The 14316-nt window shown below is 37.1% G+C and carries 16 protein-coding genes; 15 read left to right on the top strand and 1 reads right to left on the bottom strand.

What is annotated here, in order from left to right:
• Positions 1-71: 71 nt before the first annotated feature.
• The 6 genes from BFJ97_RS15350 to BFJ97_RS15325 all read left to right on the top strand — a co-directional run bounded on the left by BFJ97_RS15350 (position 72) and on the right by BFJ97_RS15325 (position 5176).
• Positions 72-1262 carry an MFS transporter gene (locus BFJ97_RS15350; RefSeq protein ID WP_068985527.1) on the top strand — a complete coding sequence of 397 codons (1191 nt, stop codon included), beginning with the start codon at positions 72-74 and terminating at the stop codon, positions 1260-1262.
• A 72-nt stretch (positions 1263-1334) separates the two neighbouring features.
• Positions 1335-1730: an SRPBCC family protein gene (locus tag BFJ97_RS15345; protein ID WP_068985526.1), complete on the top strand. Its 396-nt coding sequence runs from the start codon at positions 1335-1337 to the stop codon at positions 1728-1730.
• 185 nt (positions 1731-1915) lie between these two features.
• A complete protein-coding gene (locus BFJ97_RS15340; protein ID WP_068985525.1) occupies positions 1916-2632 on the top strand; it encodes a toast rack family protein in 717 nt (238 codons plus the stop codon).
• A 299-nt stretch (positions 2633-2931) separates the two neighbouring features.
• The gene (locus BFJ97_RS15335) at positions 2932-3474 is read left to right on the top strand and encodes a sigma-70 family RNA polymerase sigma factor (RefSeq protein WP_068985524.1); all 543 of its coding nucleotides are present in this window, start codon (positions 2932-2934) and stop codon (positions 3472-3474) included.
• Complete coding sequence (locus BFJ97_RS15330; RefSeq protein WP_068985523.1) at positions 3458-4564, top strand: DUF4179 domain-containing protein; 1107 nt, start codon at positions 3458-3460, stop codon at positions 4562-4564. Before BFJ97_RS15335 ends, BFJ97_RS15330 begins: the two co-directional genes overlap by 17 nt.
• Positions 4565-4651: 87 nt before the next feature.
• Positions 4652-5176, top strand: coding sequence for a tubby C-terminal domain-like protein (locus BFJ97_RS15325; RefSeq protein WP_068985522.1), 525 nt, complete (start codon positions 4652-4654; stop codon positions 5174-5176).
• 243 nt (positions 5177-5419) lie between these two features.
• Here BFJ97_RS15325 and BFJ97_RS23760 read toward each other — a convergent pair whose 3' ends face one another.
• Positions 5420-5728, bottom strand: coding sequence for a DUF6138 family protein (locus BFJ97_RS23760; protein WP_254660187.1), 309 nt, complete (start codon positions 5726-5728; stop codon positions 5420-5422).
• 300 nt (positions 5729-6028) lie between these two features.
• Between BFJ97_RS23760 and BFJ97_RS15315 the strand changes: the two genes are divergently transcribed.
• The 9 genes from BFJ97_RS15315 to BFJ97_RS15270 all read left to right on the top strand — a co-directional run bounded on the left by BFJ97_RS15315 (position 6029) and on the right by BFJ97_RS15270 (position 14209).
• Positions 6029-6292, top strand: a complete 264-nt coding sequence (locus tag BFJ97_RS15315) for a hypothetical protein (RefSeq protein ID WP_175401774.1) — start codon at positions 6029-6031, stop codon at positions 6290-6292.
• Positions 6228-6494 carry a hypothetical protein gene (locus BFJ97_RS15310; RefSeq protein ID WP_068985519.1) on the top strand — a complete coding sequence of 89 codons (267 nt, stop codon included), beginning with the start codon at positions 6228-6230 and terminating at the stop codon, positions 6492-6494. The genes BFJ97_RS15315 and BFJ97_RS15310 overlap by 65 nt, the downstream gene beginning before the upstream one ends.
• Before the next feature lie 27 nt (positions 6495-6521).
• Positions 6522-7430, top strand: coding sequence for a DoxX-like family protein (locus tag BFJ97_RS15305; RefSeq protein ID WP_068985518.1), 909 nt, complete (start codon positions 6522-6524; stop codon positions 7428-7430).
• A 1-nt stretch (position 7431) separates the two neighbouring features.
• A complete protein-coding gene (locus BFJ97_RS15300) occupies positions 7432-8043 on the top strand; it encodes a DUF4166 domain-containing protein (protein WP_068985517.1) in 612 nt (203 codons plus the stop codon).
• Positions 8012-9565 (top strand): YndJ family protein, encoded by a 1554-nt coding sequence (locus tag BFJ97_RS15295; protein WP_068985516.1) that lies wholly within the window; start codon positions 8012-8014, stop codon positions 9563-9565. The genes BFJ97_RS15300 and BFJ97_RS15295 overlap by 32 nt, the downstream gene beginning before the upstream one ends.
• Positions 9566-10027: 462 nt before the next feature.
• A complete protein-coding gene (locus tag BFJ97_RS15285; RefSeq protein ID WP_068985514.1) occupies positions 10028-11710 on the top strand; it encodes a methyl-accepting chemotaxis protein in 1683 nt (560 codons plus the stop codon).
• Positions 11711-12301: 591 nt separating this feature from the next.
• Positions 12302-12493, top strand: coding sequence for a hypothetical protein (locus BFJ97_RS15280; RefSeq protein WP_068985513.1), 192 nt, complete (start codon positions 12302-12304; stop codon positions 12491-12493).
• 233 nt (positions 12494-12726) lie between these two features.
• On the top strand, positions 12727-13236 hold the full coding sequence (locus BFJ97_RS15275; RefSeq protein ID WP_068985512.1) for an RNA polymerase sigma factor: 510 nt from the start codon (positions 12727-12729) through the stop codon (positions 13234-13236).
• Positions 13220-14209: an anti sigma factor C-terminal domain-containing protein gene (locus tag BFJ97_RS15270; protein ID WP_068985511.1), complete on the top strand. Its 990-nt coding sequence runs from the start codon at positions 13220-13222 to the stop codon at positions 14207-14209. Before BFJ97_RS15275 ends, BFJ97_RS15270 begins: the two co-directional genes overlap by 17 nt.
• Positions 14210-14316 lie beyond the last annotated feature (107 nt).

Below are 14316 nucleotides of genomic sequence, written 5' to 3'. Positions count from 1 at the left end.
AAGCGTAAACTTTAGATACATAAAGTTATACTGCACAAAGGAATCAGTGTAACGGTATTGGAGGAATTTTCATGAATACATATTATAAATGGATCATCGTATTGGTAGCTACGGTTTCCCAAACTGCGGCAACTTTTGTGACGTACGGCATGGGGCCAATTGCTACATTTTATCAAATTGAATGGAATTTATCATCTTTCCAAACAGGATTTATTGTTTCGGCTGTTAATATTGGACCCATTTTCTCGATGATAGTCTTTGGCTATTTAATGGATAAGAAAGGGGAAAAACAAATCATCGGATGGGGCTCTGTTTTACTAGGGTTCTCAGCTTTACTGCTTATGTTGGCGAATAGCTATACGGTGTTAATCATTTTATTAGTAGTCGTAGGAATATGGTATGGAAGTGCGCAAACAGGAGGTAGCACGGCCATTGTGAAATGGTTTCCGGATAAACATCGAGGGCTGGCGATCGGTATTCGACAGACAGGTATTCCGATTGGTGGAGCCTTAGCGTCCGTCATCCTCACATATATGTACCATCATTATAACCTAACATCAGCGCATCTTGTGCAAGGCTTGGTGGCTATTGCCGGAGGGTTACTTTTTTTACTCATCTATCAGGAACCGAAACAACATCATGCAGTAGCCGCTACATCTGTAACGTTTAAAGAGAAGATTCACGCCATTAAAAATAATAAAGATTTATATCCCATTTACATTGTAGGCATCGTGATGATGACCTTACAAATGATAATTGTTGCCCATTTTATGAGTTATTTACATCATGAGGGTGGTTATTCATTGACGAAGGCTGGACAGTATTTAAGCCTTGTATTATTGGGAGGAATGATTGGAAGGGTAGCTATTGCCTGGATCAGTGATCAATTTTTTGCACAGAAGCGGGAGCATTTATTAATCATGGTAATGGCGAGTGCAGTTATTTTCACAGTTCTATTGCCTTTTATCCTGCAAGCGAAAATATTAATGCTACTATTTTGTTTTTTATTAGGCTTTGTAGCGCTTGGCTGGTATTCCTTGTTTATTGCCTGTGTGACAGAACAATCGAATCCACATTATGTTGGTCTAACAGTGAGTGCAGCTTTAACGTTGAATCAACTATTTATTGTGATTGCCCCTACGTTATTTGGATGTATGGTAACGATTTTTTCTAGTTATCAATTGGCGATGGACATTGTCGCTGTCGTAGTGGCCATAGGTGCATTCAATTTATATTGGTCCACAAAAAGTAACAAAAGGTAAATTTTGTGTCGTGGAGTTAAATGCGATAAAATGATGAAAAAGGCATGAATTCAAGTAACGGAGGAGTTACAGATGACAAAACATGAAGAAAAAAGTTCGATTTGGATTGATGCAAGTATTGCTACAGTTTGGCAAGCAATTACGGATGAAGAGCAGCTGTCGCAATGGTACGCCCCAGATTCGACATGGGACATTCCTAAATTAGAGGCTGGTGAACAAATAACCTTCACGTTAATGCCGAATGAACAAAATCAGCTCTCTGAAAAATTACCGATGAATTTAACGATCCAACATGTCATTCCAAATCGAGAGTTTTCGTTTTACTTAGAAGTACCAGAAACAGTCATTGCTATTTTCTTAGATGAAGAGCGAAATGGTACTACTGTCACTTTTAATATGAGTGGCTATGAGTCTAGTCTTACCAACTTGAAGGTGTTAGTAGAGGAAAAAAATATACCAAAATTTTAAAAATGAACCCTGTATGAAGGCAAATGTGTCACAATACAGGGTTCATTTTTGTGGGTGCATATTCATGAGAAAAGTCTTTACTACGTCTTAGGTCGTAGATGAATTTAAAGCTGAGGGGCGTATTTATAAATTGGTATTTTGATACAATTTAATGAGTGGTATATTATACGGTAGGAGGAATTATTTTGAAAAAGTTTTTCGGTTTTGGATTAGTCATAAGTGCTTCATTACTTGTTTTATCAGGGTGCAACTCAGTTATACCAGGTAAAACTAAAGATGAAACGATCTTCGTTGAAAAGGATAAAGCAGAGAAATTAGATGTTGAAATACAGTTTGGTGTTGGAGAAATTACAGTTAAAAAAGGTGCTAAAGATTGGGTTGAGGGTACGGCTCAATATAACATTAATAAACTGGCACCAAGAGTTGAATATGACTTACGCGGCAAGACAGGAGAAGTGCTGATTGACCAAAAAGGTTCCACGAAAGTGCGTTTGGGAAAAATAAAAAATACATGGGATATCGAATTGAATGAAGATACGCCAATGGATCTTTTCGTTGAAACAGGTGCCTCGGATGCAGAACTCGATTTACAAGGTCTTCAGTTGGAAAAATTAGAGATTGAAGCAGGCGTTGGTGATCTCACTGTAAATTTAGGTGGAGATTGGAAAAAAAGCTTCAAAGCGAACATTGAAACAGGTGTTGGTCAAACTACTGTCATTTTACCATCAGAGGTTGGGGTAAAGCTGACAACAGAAGAAGGGATCGGCTCTTCCAATATAGAAGATTTTATTTCAAAAGGGAATGGCGTTTATGTCAATGAAGCATATGAAAAGGCAGATGTAGTGCTAGAATTACACTCGGAAATCGGTGTAGGCGATATTTCTTTTGAATTGGATAAATAATGAAAAGGTAAGTAGGCTACTTTGGATGAAGTAGTCTATTTTTTTGTTCTATAATATTTGGCGAGTGCAAGTGCCGGATAAAAGAATCGAAGTAGCGGATAGAAAAGTCAAAATCGACCGATAGAAAAACAGAAGAAGTGGATAAAAGAGTCAAAGCGCTGGAACAATTATGGAAACTTTACATTGTACCTTATTTCAACATCGGAAGAAGGACCACTTTGTTCAATAAAAAAAGAAATTATAAAAGTGAAACCTTTTGATAGGGTTATTTACTCTAAGTATTGAAAGGAGGAAACAGCATGGAACATGATCTATCTATTGTCAAACAGGCTATTGCAGGGAATAAGGAAGCGTTTGAGCAGCTACTCATTTTAGAGGAAGAAAAACTTTTTTATACTGCGCTTTCTTATGTTGGCCAAAAAGAGGATGCACTGGATGCGATTCAAGAGGCAGCGTGTAAAGCCTATCTAACCGTTCACCAGTTAAAGCATCCAGAATTTTTTTCCACATGGCTGTTTCGCATTTTAATTAATGAGTGCTACCGATTACTTAAAAAAGGGCAAAAAATCATTCCTTATGAAGAAAGCGAATTATTAAATCGTTTACAAGAGCAAGAAAATGTCACGGGTAATCCTATTGATTTATCGGAAGCTATACAGCACCTCAATCATTCTCAACAAATGGCCATCATCTTATTTTATTATCACGATTTACCGATTAAAGAAATTTCAGAAGTAATGGAAAAGCCAGTAAGCACGATTAAAACGTATTTGCATCGTGGAAAAAAACAGTTGAAGCGAGAATTAGAAAGGAGTGCAACGTTCAATGAAAAAGTCATTTAATGTAAACGGACCCCTTCCAGAATTCCCAAGAGATGAGGTACGAGGAGCGATTGCAAAAGGAATACAACAAGCAGAGGAGCAAACAAATATGAGTCAGCCACCTGTACAAATGAAAAGAAAAAGCAAACGTAAACCATTATTATATATAGCAAGCACGGCAGCCGCATTTAGTATAATGATAGGTTCTGCAGCCTATGTATCACCAACCTTCGCAAGCACTTTATCACAGCTACCGATTGTTGGATCGGTATTTAGTAACTCTGGCTTACTTGGGCTAAAACAAGCTAGCGAACAAGGGTTAACAAGCACGATTGGAGAAAAGCAGACCATTAACGGTATTTCCGTAACTGTAGATGAAGTACTTTATGATGAAGCTAATATTACGGTAGGCATTACAATTGATTCTGAAAAGGAATTAAGTGGTTATTACTTCGGGGCAGGACCGAACTTTACTATTAATGGTAAAAACCCTAAAGTGAGTTCTGGTGGCTATGGTGAAAAAGTTGTAAGTTCAACGGTCCGTACAGGCATCGCAAGATTTAACGTGAAGGAGGACATGCCGGATTCCTTTGATATGGGCTTAACGTTAGAAGGGAAAGAAGGGGAAAAATGGGAATTTACAGTTCCTGTTAAAAAGATTACGAATACTATTGATTTTCCAGTTCATCATCAGCAACAAGTAGATGGCATTCAACTGGATGTGTCCAAAATTTCATTAAGTCCATCAGGTATAGCTCTTGATTATAAAGCTTCTGAAAAAGGCACAATTGATAATCCACAAGTAGGTGCATCGCATATAGAATTCCATATTACCGATGAGAATGGCAAGGAAATTACATCGCATTCTGGTGGGACAGAAGGTCATTTCGATAATGGCCTATGGAACTTTAGTAGCACAAAATCCTTTGATCCGATTTCAAAAGATGTTCGTAAATTAATTATTACCCCGTATTTAATGCTTCCATCAGGCGGTGGGGGTGTTCAAATTGATAGTGCTGGGGTAGAAACGAAAATTCCCTTCGATAAATCATCTTTAAAAGAAGTGAAGTTCCAACCATTCACAGTAGAAATCCCTTCACAACAAAAATAATGAAAAAAGCGTCAAATACAATCTTTGTATTTGGCGCTTATTTTATGGTAGCTTTAAGAAAGCATAAGTATTGAAGGAGCGAAGGTATTGAAAATTTATACATATCAGCAACCAGCGTCGATTGAGTCAACAGAAAAGGTAGCAGTATTAAATGAAGCGGGAGAAGTATCATCTACTGTTCAACGTGTATATTCAAACGCACTGAAAAAAGCATTCGACCGCTCAATGGACTATCGTTATTTTGTGCGTTTCGACGTCAGTGATGTCGCTGGTCAGCCTCTTTTTACCTGTAAAAAGGTGTCGCGTCGTGGGCGAGTGCATTTCAAAGGCAAGGATTTCATCACAGGGAAGGACTATATGATTGCTTATGATGGCTGGCAAATTATGATCCCTGATTTAATCATTACAGATGGCGTCCAAAAAATAAATCTGAACAAAGAGATGGAGGACTGGTCCATATTCTCTCTAGACGATCAACCCATTGCGCGCTGGCAGGCCATTTTTCAGGAGACTCATTTTGAAATTACCCTGCAAATCGAAGACAGCAGCCCGATACAGCATGAAGCCTTTTTTATTGCGATTGGACAGGCCGTGTTGTTTGTGGGCGCGTAATATGTCGATAAATTTGAAAAGTTGGTCGATAAACTGAAAAAATTGAGCGATAAATCTTTGTCATAAAGTTTGGAGCTAATCTAAAGAGCATGTTTTGAAAAAATTAATCAAAACATGCTCTTATTGAATTTGGCAAATCAGGTCATTTCGATTTGAAGCGCCAACAGCTGCTCAAATGCTTCTTTTAATGGCGCTTGTGCCTTTTGGGTTTCTTCTACAAGATTTTCTATGCTCTCAAAAATCCTACACCATTTCGCATTCATAAATTTCTTTGCCTTTCAGCGCCTCGAATAGCGCCTCGGCAAGCTCAAGGCTGTCGATGGTTAGATTTTTGACCAGCGTGCCTTCATCAATCCCACCCTGCAAAATGGATACAATCACGGGTATAAGCTCTTTCTTTACGCCATGCGCCTCAATAAACGCCTCTGCATAGCCATCCTGCGCTAACTGATGCTCTGTATCTACTAGTTCCATATAACGGCAGACTAGCGGAAAATAATCTTCGCTGTACAAGCCAGCCCCATTACTGCATAAGTGCCCGGCATGACCGATTCCTCGCTCTTCTCTACATCCTCGTACCGAATCGGATCCTTTTGTTTAGTTCAAGTACAAAAATTTATAATCTTCACAGTCAGGTTCGCATAAATCTCCAATAAAAAGAAATCTATAGAGGTTAGATAATTTTAATTTAACGGGGGCTACTTTCGACTAGTAGAGTTGGCAAGTTGTCATTTCGATTCAATTATTTTCACTTTATTGAAATTTAATGGGTAAATCCCGTTTTATGGTGATTAATCAATTTACTGCTATAATAGTATAAATCGATTTTCAAATGGAGGTAGGATGTATCTAGTGATTAAAAGAATATTAGTAGCTGTTGCTTTCATGATATTGATTTTCGCAGGGTATAGTTTTTCTCTTAATAAAGAGCGATCGATTGAAGGTGAATTTTCAATGGATCTTTTTGAAGAACAAATTAGAAGCATCGGTATCGTAAGCACTCAAAATGACGAGGTAAAAATTATTTCTCTAAAGGAAGAAAAAGAGGTTCATGACTATCTTAAACTATTATCAGATAGTAAATTTACAAAAAAAAGACATAAGCTACAAGAATAATAAGGAAGATATTCAATCTTATGATGTCAGTCTTACAAGCTATAAAAGAGGAACAACTTTTCATTTAACGGTTGATCAGGCTGGAGGATTTCACTTTGTTGCAGATGGCAAAATGAAAAACAGCGGGAAAAACTATCGTTTAGTAGACCAGTTGCTATTTGAAGCAACTGCTAAGATTATGAAAGAAAATATGATTGAATAGTGCTTTCCATCGAGGAGGGAAGAAAGCGTGAAGAAAAAGCCGATTTTTGTGGAGATAGAGATAAATGCACCTATAGAAGAAGCATGGACGTATACGCAAAATCCAAAGCTACACGAGCAATGGGATTTACGTTTTACCTCTATTACATATATGGAGAAAAATTCACCAGAAGAGCCTCAGCGTTTTACTTATGAAACGAAGGTAATGCCAGGCTTAACAGTTAGTGGATGGGGAGAAAGTAAGGGTGAGCATCAGAAGGGAAATGGCAGCAAAACATCGTCATTACACTTTGGCACGCCTCAAAAAATATCACCGATTGCAGAAGGGAAAGGGTACTGGCGATATATTCCCAATGACAAGGGACTCACATTTTTGACACAGTATGACTACGATGTTCGCTATGGAAAACTAGGAGAGTTATTTGATAGAGTGTTTCGTCCAATAATGGGCTGGGCAACAGCTCTTAGCTTCGATGTCTTAAAAAGATGGCTTGAAAAGGGAGAAAATCCTTCTTCTCAGTATCGTCGTTTCTTTTTAACAATCCTGATCAGTGTCCTATTTTGTTTTGTATGGTTATATCATGGACTTGTGCCGAAAGTCATGGTGCAGCATCCTACTGAAGTGATGATGATTGAGGAATTACTTGGTGGGGAGAACAGCCATGCTAGTCAAATTGTAAAATGGATTGGCATTGCAGAGATAATCTTTGCACTTTTTTGGCTGTTACCTCGAGCGAAGCGTTTCTTGTTTGGAGCTCAAATTTTACTATTTCCGCTAATAACATTGGGGGCCATTTTTGCAGATAAAACGATTGTCACTGCTCCGTTCAATCCGGTGACATTTAATCTAGCATTATGGGTAATGTCCATTATTGGCTTCGTTCTTTGTCAAGATATGCCGAGTGCCAAAAGCTGTAAACGAAAGCGAGGGAAGTAACATGACGATTTATCAAACTTTGTTGGGCGAGGATTTTAGACGGCTGCATCCAATGCTTCAGAGGCGTTATACATTACCTGTCGATCAACCTTTTTTTGCTACGGGTGTGATGCGCAAAATTGAGTCTGGTGCCAAGTGGCTACGTCCCTTTTATGCGATCGCTACAAAAACGAGATTTTTGTTTCCTGAATCAGGTGAGGATGTTCCATTTTCAATTTGTAATACTTGTCGAACATTGCCAAGTGGGGAACATGAAGTGTTATGGGAGCGTACCTTTTATTTTTCTAACAAAACTAGACATTTTGATGCGAGGATGACAGTTGATCCAGTTCAAAAAATAGTGAAGGACTATTTAGGTTCACCAGCTCTTTTTTATTCAGACTTACATTTTGCAGTGACCAGTGAGGGACGATTAGTTATTCGCTCCGGTGTTCAACGATTTGTAGTCTCGAAATTAGAATGTCCGATACCCAATATTTTGGAGGGACGTGTTGTTGTCGAGGAAGGATTTGATGATAGCAGGAATGTCTTTACGATTCATGTGTCCATTCATAATCCGTTGATTGGGAGGCTGATGATGTATGCTGGCGAATTTACGCAACAATCTAGGTAGCCCCGTATTACTTTTAGGATTTGTGCTGACGGTCGTTTGTTTTGTCTTTAGTGTTCAACCTAATTATATGTTGTTACTGACAGTTGCCCAACTGATCTTCGTTCCTGCGACGGTGAAAATGGTCATAGATGTTAACAAGGTCGGCGATACTATTGTCGTCGTAATGATGCTTGCAGTTACGATGCTCCACTGGTGGTCTGAAGGTTGGGTGGCAATCGCTCTAGCACTTATCTATGTTCTTTATACTGCGTTTATCGCTGTGCAAGGCGTAAAGCGATTTTTACAGCGAGGCTTTACCAATATGGCAGAAATTTCGATTGATGTTGGAATCATCTACATATTTATTGGGGGACTATGGTTTTTCGCTTTTATCGCAAATATTGATACAGGTTTTTCATCATTGATAACGTGGTTAACAGCTATTCATTTTCATTACTCAGCTTGTCTATTAGCGATTTCAATTGGTCTTTTTGGGCGTATTCATAAGGGCAACTGTTACAATATGGTCGTTGTAATTTTAGTAACAGGTCCGCTTCTTGTTGCATTCGGTATCACGTTTTCTACGATACTAGAAATTATTTCAGTGACACTTTATATAGTGGCTATTTACTGTTTATTTTTCCTTGCTCTAAAAACGAAACTTCCTCGTCAACAAAGCTTACTTTTACTAATTTCCTACGGTGCTTTATGTATCACGATATTATGGTCGTTTATGTATGCATTTAGTAATCTTGTAGGTAATTCCTATGTAGGGATACCAGAAATGCTAAAATTTCATGGAATTATGAATGGTGTTTTCTTCGGTGGAGTAGGTGTTCTGGCTTGGGCTTTAGCAATACCAGACACTACACATCAACCATTTCATTTTCCAGTTAGCCAAATTCGAGGGAAATTGCAAGACCAAAGTGATTCGCATCCAGGTTTAGTCGATGCGCTTAGTGACTTTGTTGATACGACAAAGCTACCTTACACGATTCCACATTTTTATGAAGAAACCAATCAGTATCGTTTGCTGGCCTCTGTACAGTGGAAAACTTGGTTTAAACCGTTTGCGTTGATTTATCAAGCTATAAGTCGTGTCATGCAACAGCTGAATTTACCCTTTTCTAGTAAGGAAATCGAGATGACAGGTAGGATTGTTAAAGTGGATGAACTGCAAGATGGGCGACTTGCTCCACGTGCTTGGATTCGTCAAATCGATAAACAAACAATCTTTGTTGCAATCTATTCTAAGCACACGACAGGGCAAACAACCTATATGAATATTGCGCTACCATTGCCTTTTTCAACAATGATCGGGGTGTTATATTTATACGAGGATCATGGAGAGTTACATTTAACGAGTAATCATGCTGGAGATGCGGGCATTTATTTAGCCATCAATCGATTTTTATTCAAACTACCTATACATGAACATTTTACGATTACTGCAAAAGACGAAAAAACACTAACCGCCGTACATAAAATGCGGATTTTTGGTGTACCTTTTTTACAAATTGACTATCGAATCACACGAAAATAGATAATGTTAAAGGAATCAGTTTGCCTTACTAGGAGGAACATTTGAACGCAATAAAGGTGGATCGATAATCCTCTCGTTGTTTATATGCAAGCAGTGATTCAACTCGCGGATGAACAATTTATGATTTTTTATCACAGACTTATGTACTATGTTACGTTTGCGAAGTATGATGAGGAAAGAAGTTTGGGATGGATGATCGTTTTTCTTTTAGAAGGGAGCAGCTTACTTTTGAGGCTGTTCCTTTTTTTAGAACGAAAGTCTTGTTTAAATGTTTTAAGATAGTTCATCTGTTTAATAAATTTGGTTTTGGAAGATGCTAGAAAATACATAAAAATTAACTACTTATTTCTTTAACTATTGGAAAAATTCATAAATCATCCAAGGCCCATTTGAGAATGGTAAATTAATATTGATAAGCAAAATAATATGTAAATTGGATTTAGAAAATAAGGAGAATTTGAAATGAATTTTAAGTCAATTAGTAAAAGAATCGTTTTTTCCTTCAGTATTGTAGTAGCGATAGTAGTTTTATACATTGGTTACAATTCTTATGCAGTCATGCAAAGTAACAAAGCAACGGAACAAATTATTGATGAAGAATTGCAATTACTAATTACTGAGTATGAGGAAGCTCAAACGATAGGGCTAAGAATTGCCGCAGCTAGAGGGTACATCCTTTCTGGTGATGAGAAGTACAAGGAGATTTTTGAGAATAACGTAAAGCATGCTGAAGAAAACGAAAAAATACGTTTAGCATTAACAAATTCAGGAGATTTCAACAAATATACTGAAATGGCTAAGGAATGGAGCAGCTATGTTGAAAAAGAGGTATTTGATGTTTATGATCAAGGCCAATTTGAACTAGCGAAGAACAATTTAGCTATTATGAGTGAAGAGGCTACCGAAATACGCGAAGGCTTTGAAGGGTTAGCCGAGGATCGTAAGCAATCGATAAATGCGTTGGGTGCAGACATTATTAAAGCGGGAGAGACAAAGCAGCTTACAGGTATGATCGTAGGTGCTGTGATTGTGATCATTGCAATGATCATTGCATTGTTTAGTGCTCGACTAATTTCAAGACCAATCATCACAGTGACAAAACGTATGCAACAAATTACGGAAGGTGATTTAAGTGAGCCTCCACTTATTGTGAATTCAAAAGATGAGGTAGGGCAACTTACGGAAGCAACTAATACGATGTCGGATATTTTGAATCGTTTATTAAAGCAAATTCAAACAGTATCAACTGACGTAGCCGCGCATAGTGAAGAGCTCATGCAATCAGCGACAGAGGTGAAGACTGGTACGGAACAAATTGTTGATACAGTAAATGAAATTGCGAGTGGTACAGAATTGCAGGCAAGTAACGCATCAGATGTAGCCTCAACAATGGCAGAATTCACCCTAAAGATGTCAGATGTCAATAGTAGCAGTAAGGATGTTCATCAGTATTCCCAAAATGTCATGGCTTTAACGAAAGAGGGTCAAGGTTTAATGGACGCCTCCACTGAGCAAATGACATCTATCCATCATATTGTGAAGGATGCTGTTTATAAGGTAGATGAATTAAGTAAACAAACACAGGAAATCTCAAAAATCGTAGCTGTCATACAGGATATTGCTTCGCAAACGAATTTACTGGCGCTCAATGCTGCTATCGAAGCGGCGCGCGCAGGGGAGCATGGTAAAGGTTTTGCGGTCGTTGCAGACGAGGTTCGTAAACTTGCTGAACAAGTAGCTGTCTCAGTGGACGATATTACGGGCATTGTTCAAAGAATTCAACAAGATTCTAACATGGTGACATCTTCACTAGAAACTGGCTTTGGAGAAGTTGAAAAAGGTACAACACAAATCGCCGCAACAAATGAAACATTCAACCAGATTGCAGAGGCTGTTTACTCAATGTCAACGAATATTGACAACATGTCGACGAAGCTAGAAGATGTTGTACAAAATACGATTAATATTCATAAATCAGTGGACGAAATCGCAGCTATATCAGAACAGTCAGCAGCAGGAATTCAAGAAACCTCTGCAACGATTGAACAAGCAGCAAGCTCTATGGATGAAATCAACAATAGTTCTGTAAATCTAGCGGACATGGCAGAAAATTTAAACGAGCTTACTAGAAAGTTTAAATTATAATAATTAAATCTATTAATAGAGCAAAGAAAATTGGTGAAACCAGCAATTGACGAGTAAATCGTGTAATTGCTGGTTTCATTTTGTTTAAAATGCACTTCATCAAGGGCAAGATTTAGGCATCCAACTATTCAATCGCCCAAAATTAACGATGAATGGCTGTGAAGTAAAGCAGCATTTGGATAAAAATTTAGCCATTCATAAAAATGAGATATTGGTGACAGATTCTATCTTTTCTCGAATGAAAACTAGGTTAAATAGTTTCAATTATGTATGATTTCTTCTGCAATTATACGTGTTAATGAAAAAATGTTAAAATTCGACAAAAAAGCTAATATTTTTTATGATAGAATTATAAGAAGACAAGCAACGATATAGTAACTTCAATGAAAATTATTATTAAATAATATTAATGGTTTTTTAGAGAAGTTAAAATATTATTAAAATAAAATTGATTTTGGATTGATTAATTTCCATGATTTATCCTATAATTAGTATAAAATGTTCATGGGATGTAGTAATAGTGCATTGTTTTAGAAGTTAGCGTAATGTTTATGAAATAATAATTTCCGATGAAATTGAGGTGAAAAAAGCATGTTTGGGCTTTCAAAAGAAGAAATTATGTTAATGCTAGAGAAAGTAGATTTAAAAGAGAATCAAAAAAATGCCATAGCGGAGATCCTTCATATGAACAATTTGCGAATTGAGCAACAGCTAGCATTTATTATTCATCTAGTGATCGATGAGCGAGAAAAAAATATTTCACATAATACATATTTAAATTAGAAAATGTCGAAGGAATGAGAAAATTGACTTTGACACATAGAATCCAAAACATTTGGACTTATAAGAAATTTTGTTCCTAATAATTTATTGTTTTTAATTGAAAATCACAAGTGTGTAAAGACAAGCACTTGTGATTTTTTTCTATTTATAGCAATTGGTTGTATACTTTTTGGGAGTTAGAAGGTTATATAGATGAGTTAACTACGAAATGGATATCCAAAAGTTGGTGAAATATGAATAAAGAGTGGGAGCGTCTATTGCTTGCGCATGCAGAAGTCGTTTTCAAATATTTGATAAAAATAGGGGCTACAAAAGAAGATGCAGAGGACGTTATACAAGAAGCCATCATTAAAACAATAGAGTGTTTGTCTTCAATACAACATGATAATTTACGGGCTTGGTTATTCAAGGTCGCCCTTAATCGTTACTATACATTGTATAACAAGCAAAAGCGCACAACATTGATTGGTGACGAAGAAATCGAAAAATTAAAGATAGTATTGGATGATGTGGAACAACATTATTTACAAAAAGAGCAAAATGCAAAAATTAATGAAGCCTTGCTTGGGCTACAGCCGACGTTTCAGCAATTACTTTTACTGAAATACGATATGGAATTTTCTTACAAAGAGATCGCGGCAATTCTAGCTATGAGTGAGTCGCATGTAAAAACCTATTTACAACGAGCGCGTAAAGCATTTAAAAAACAGTGGGAGGCGTTAGAATATGGACAACCTTTTTAATACAGAACAGATGACAAAAACTATGAAAAAAGCACAACGGCGTGCAACATGGAAAACGATCTTTATCACGTTTTGCGTTTTAATTGTGACTTTGTCTGCTGGGAAAATAGCTAATGATGCTATTACTAGATTTTTGCAAAGCCATGCACAGAATTCCTTTTATACTTTACACCAAGTAGGAAGGGCGAATGAGTTTATTGGGACAACGAAGAATTACCCAGGCATTTTAGGTGGTGAAATGCATTATAAAACGTTTAAATTCATTGAAGGTAAAATCGTTCCTACAGGAGATGACACGTATGGCTACGGTTTTTTTCGAGATGAGAAAGTTTATGAAGGTTCTACTTTTCCTCTTCCATTTGGAAAGAGCGGAAGTGAACAAGATGTAGATGTTCAGCATTACAATGAACTTGGACAGCGTGAAATGTTGTTTTTCTATCCATTTATAGATTATCAAAAGATGCGAAATGATTTAGCGTTGTTGCCTGAAATGGATGATCATAAAATAATGGAAGTTGCTTTATCGTTTGATAAAGGTTATTCAATGCAGGAAGCGCTTGCTAAACTGCCGAAAGATGTGACTACTACTTGGCTATGGGTTAAGGATGTAAATGAAGTAGACGACCATACTGGTAAGATTGAAGAAAATGGAAAAGTTGTAGGTAGTTACAATGTGTTGCGTTCAGAACAAGATGTATATGGTTTTTCACTTTTAAATCCAAATGGTGAGGTAGCAGAGAACCCGGCCGAGCAATTTGTACGTGCAATAAGTACTGGCACTAGACAAAAATCAAGTTTACAAGATGAGTATAAACGGTTGGAAAAAGAAATTGGCGGAGCTGATGGGTTGTCAGTAAATGATCTTGTTATTTATGGGGCTGTCGTCACTGGGGATAAGAAAACACTCACAAGCTTACAGCATCTTGATTTTATTAAAGCATCTTCAATCGGAGTAATAACAGATAAATATTAATAGCGTGTTGATTGGGAAAAATAGGTTTATTATTGAGCGATAAAAGGATTTATTTGTTGCTATTTTGCTATTATATTCCCATTTTAACAGATTATAGTGTAGGGCTA

Origin of the sequence: Lysinibacillus xylanilyticus (genome assembly GCF_001708185.1) — a bacterium.
GTDB classification, from domain to species: Bacteria; Bacillota; Bacilli; order Bacillales_A; family Planococcaceae; genus Lysinibacillus; species Lysinibacillus xylanilyticus_A.
The sequence above is the reverse complement of the archived record's forward strand: the minus strand, read 5'-3'. Positions and strand labels throughout refer to the sequence as shown.

Excerpts from the sequence above, each read along its gene's own strand:
- BFJ97_RS15350 (WP_068985527.1), top strand. The coding sequence starts at position 72 with ATGAATACATATTATAAATGGATCATCGTATTGGTAGCTACGGTTTCC.
- BFJ97_RS15345 (WP_068985526.1), top strand. The coding sequence starts at position 1,335 with ATGACAAAACATGAAGAAAAAAGTTCGATTTGGATTGATGCAAGTATT.
- BFJ97_RS15335 (WP_068985524.1), top strand. The coding sequence starts at position 2,932 with ATGGAACATGATCTATCTATTGTCAAACAGGCTATTGCAGGGAATAAG.
- BFJ97_RS15330 (WP_068985523.1), top strand. The coding sequence starts at position 3,458 with ATGAAAAAGTCATTTAATGTAAACGGACCCCTTCCAGAATTCCCAAGA.
- BFJ97_RS15310 (WP_068985519.1), top strand. The coding sequence starts at position 6,228 with ATGACTATCTTAAACTATTATCAGATAGTAAATTTACAAAAAAAAGAC.
- BFJ97_RS15300 (WP_068985517.1), top strand. The coding sequence starts at position 7,432 with ATGACGATTTATCAAACTTTGTTGGGCGAGGATTTTAGACGGCTGCAT.
- BFJ97_RS15295 (WP_068985516.1), top strand. The coding sequence starts at position 8,012 with ATGCTGGCGAATTTACGCAACAATCTAGGTAGCCCCGTATTACTTTTA.
- BFJ97_RS15285 (WP_068985514.1), top strand. The coding sequence starts at position 10,028 with ATGAATTTTAAGTCAATTAGTAAAAGAATCGTTTTTTCCTTCAGTATT.
- BFJ97_RS15280 (WP_068985513.1), top strand. The coding sequence starts at position 12,302 with ATGTTTGGGCTTTCAAAAGAAGAAATTATGTTAATGCTAGAGAAAGTA.
- BFJ97_RS15275 (WP_068985512.1), top strand. The coding sequence starts at position 12,727 with ATGAATAAAGAGTGGGAGCGTCTATTGCTTGCGCATGCAGAAGTCGTT.
- BFJ97_RS15270 (WP_068985511.1), top strand. The coding sequence starts at position 13,220 with ATGGACAACCTTTTTAATACAGAACAGATGACAAAAACTATGAAAAAA.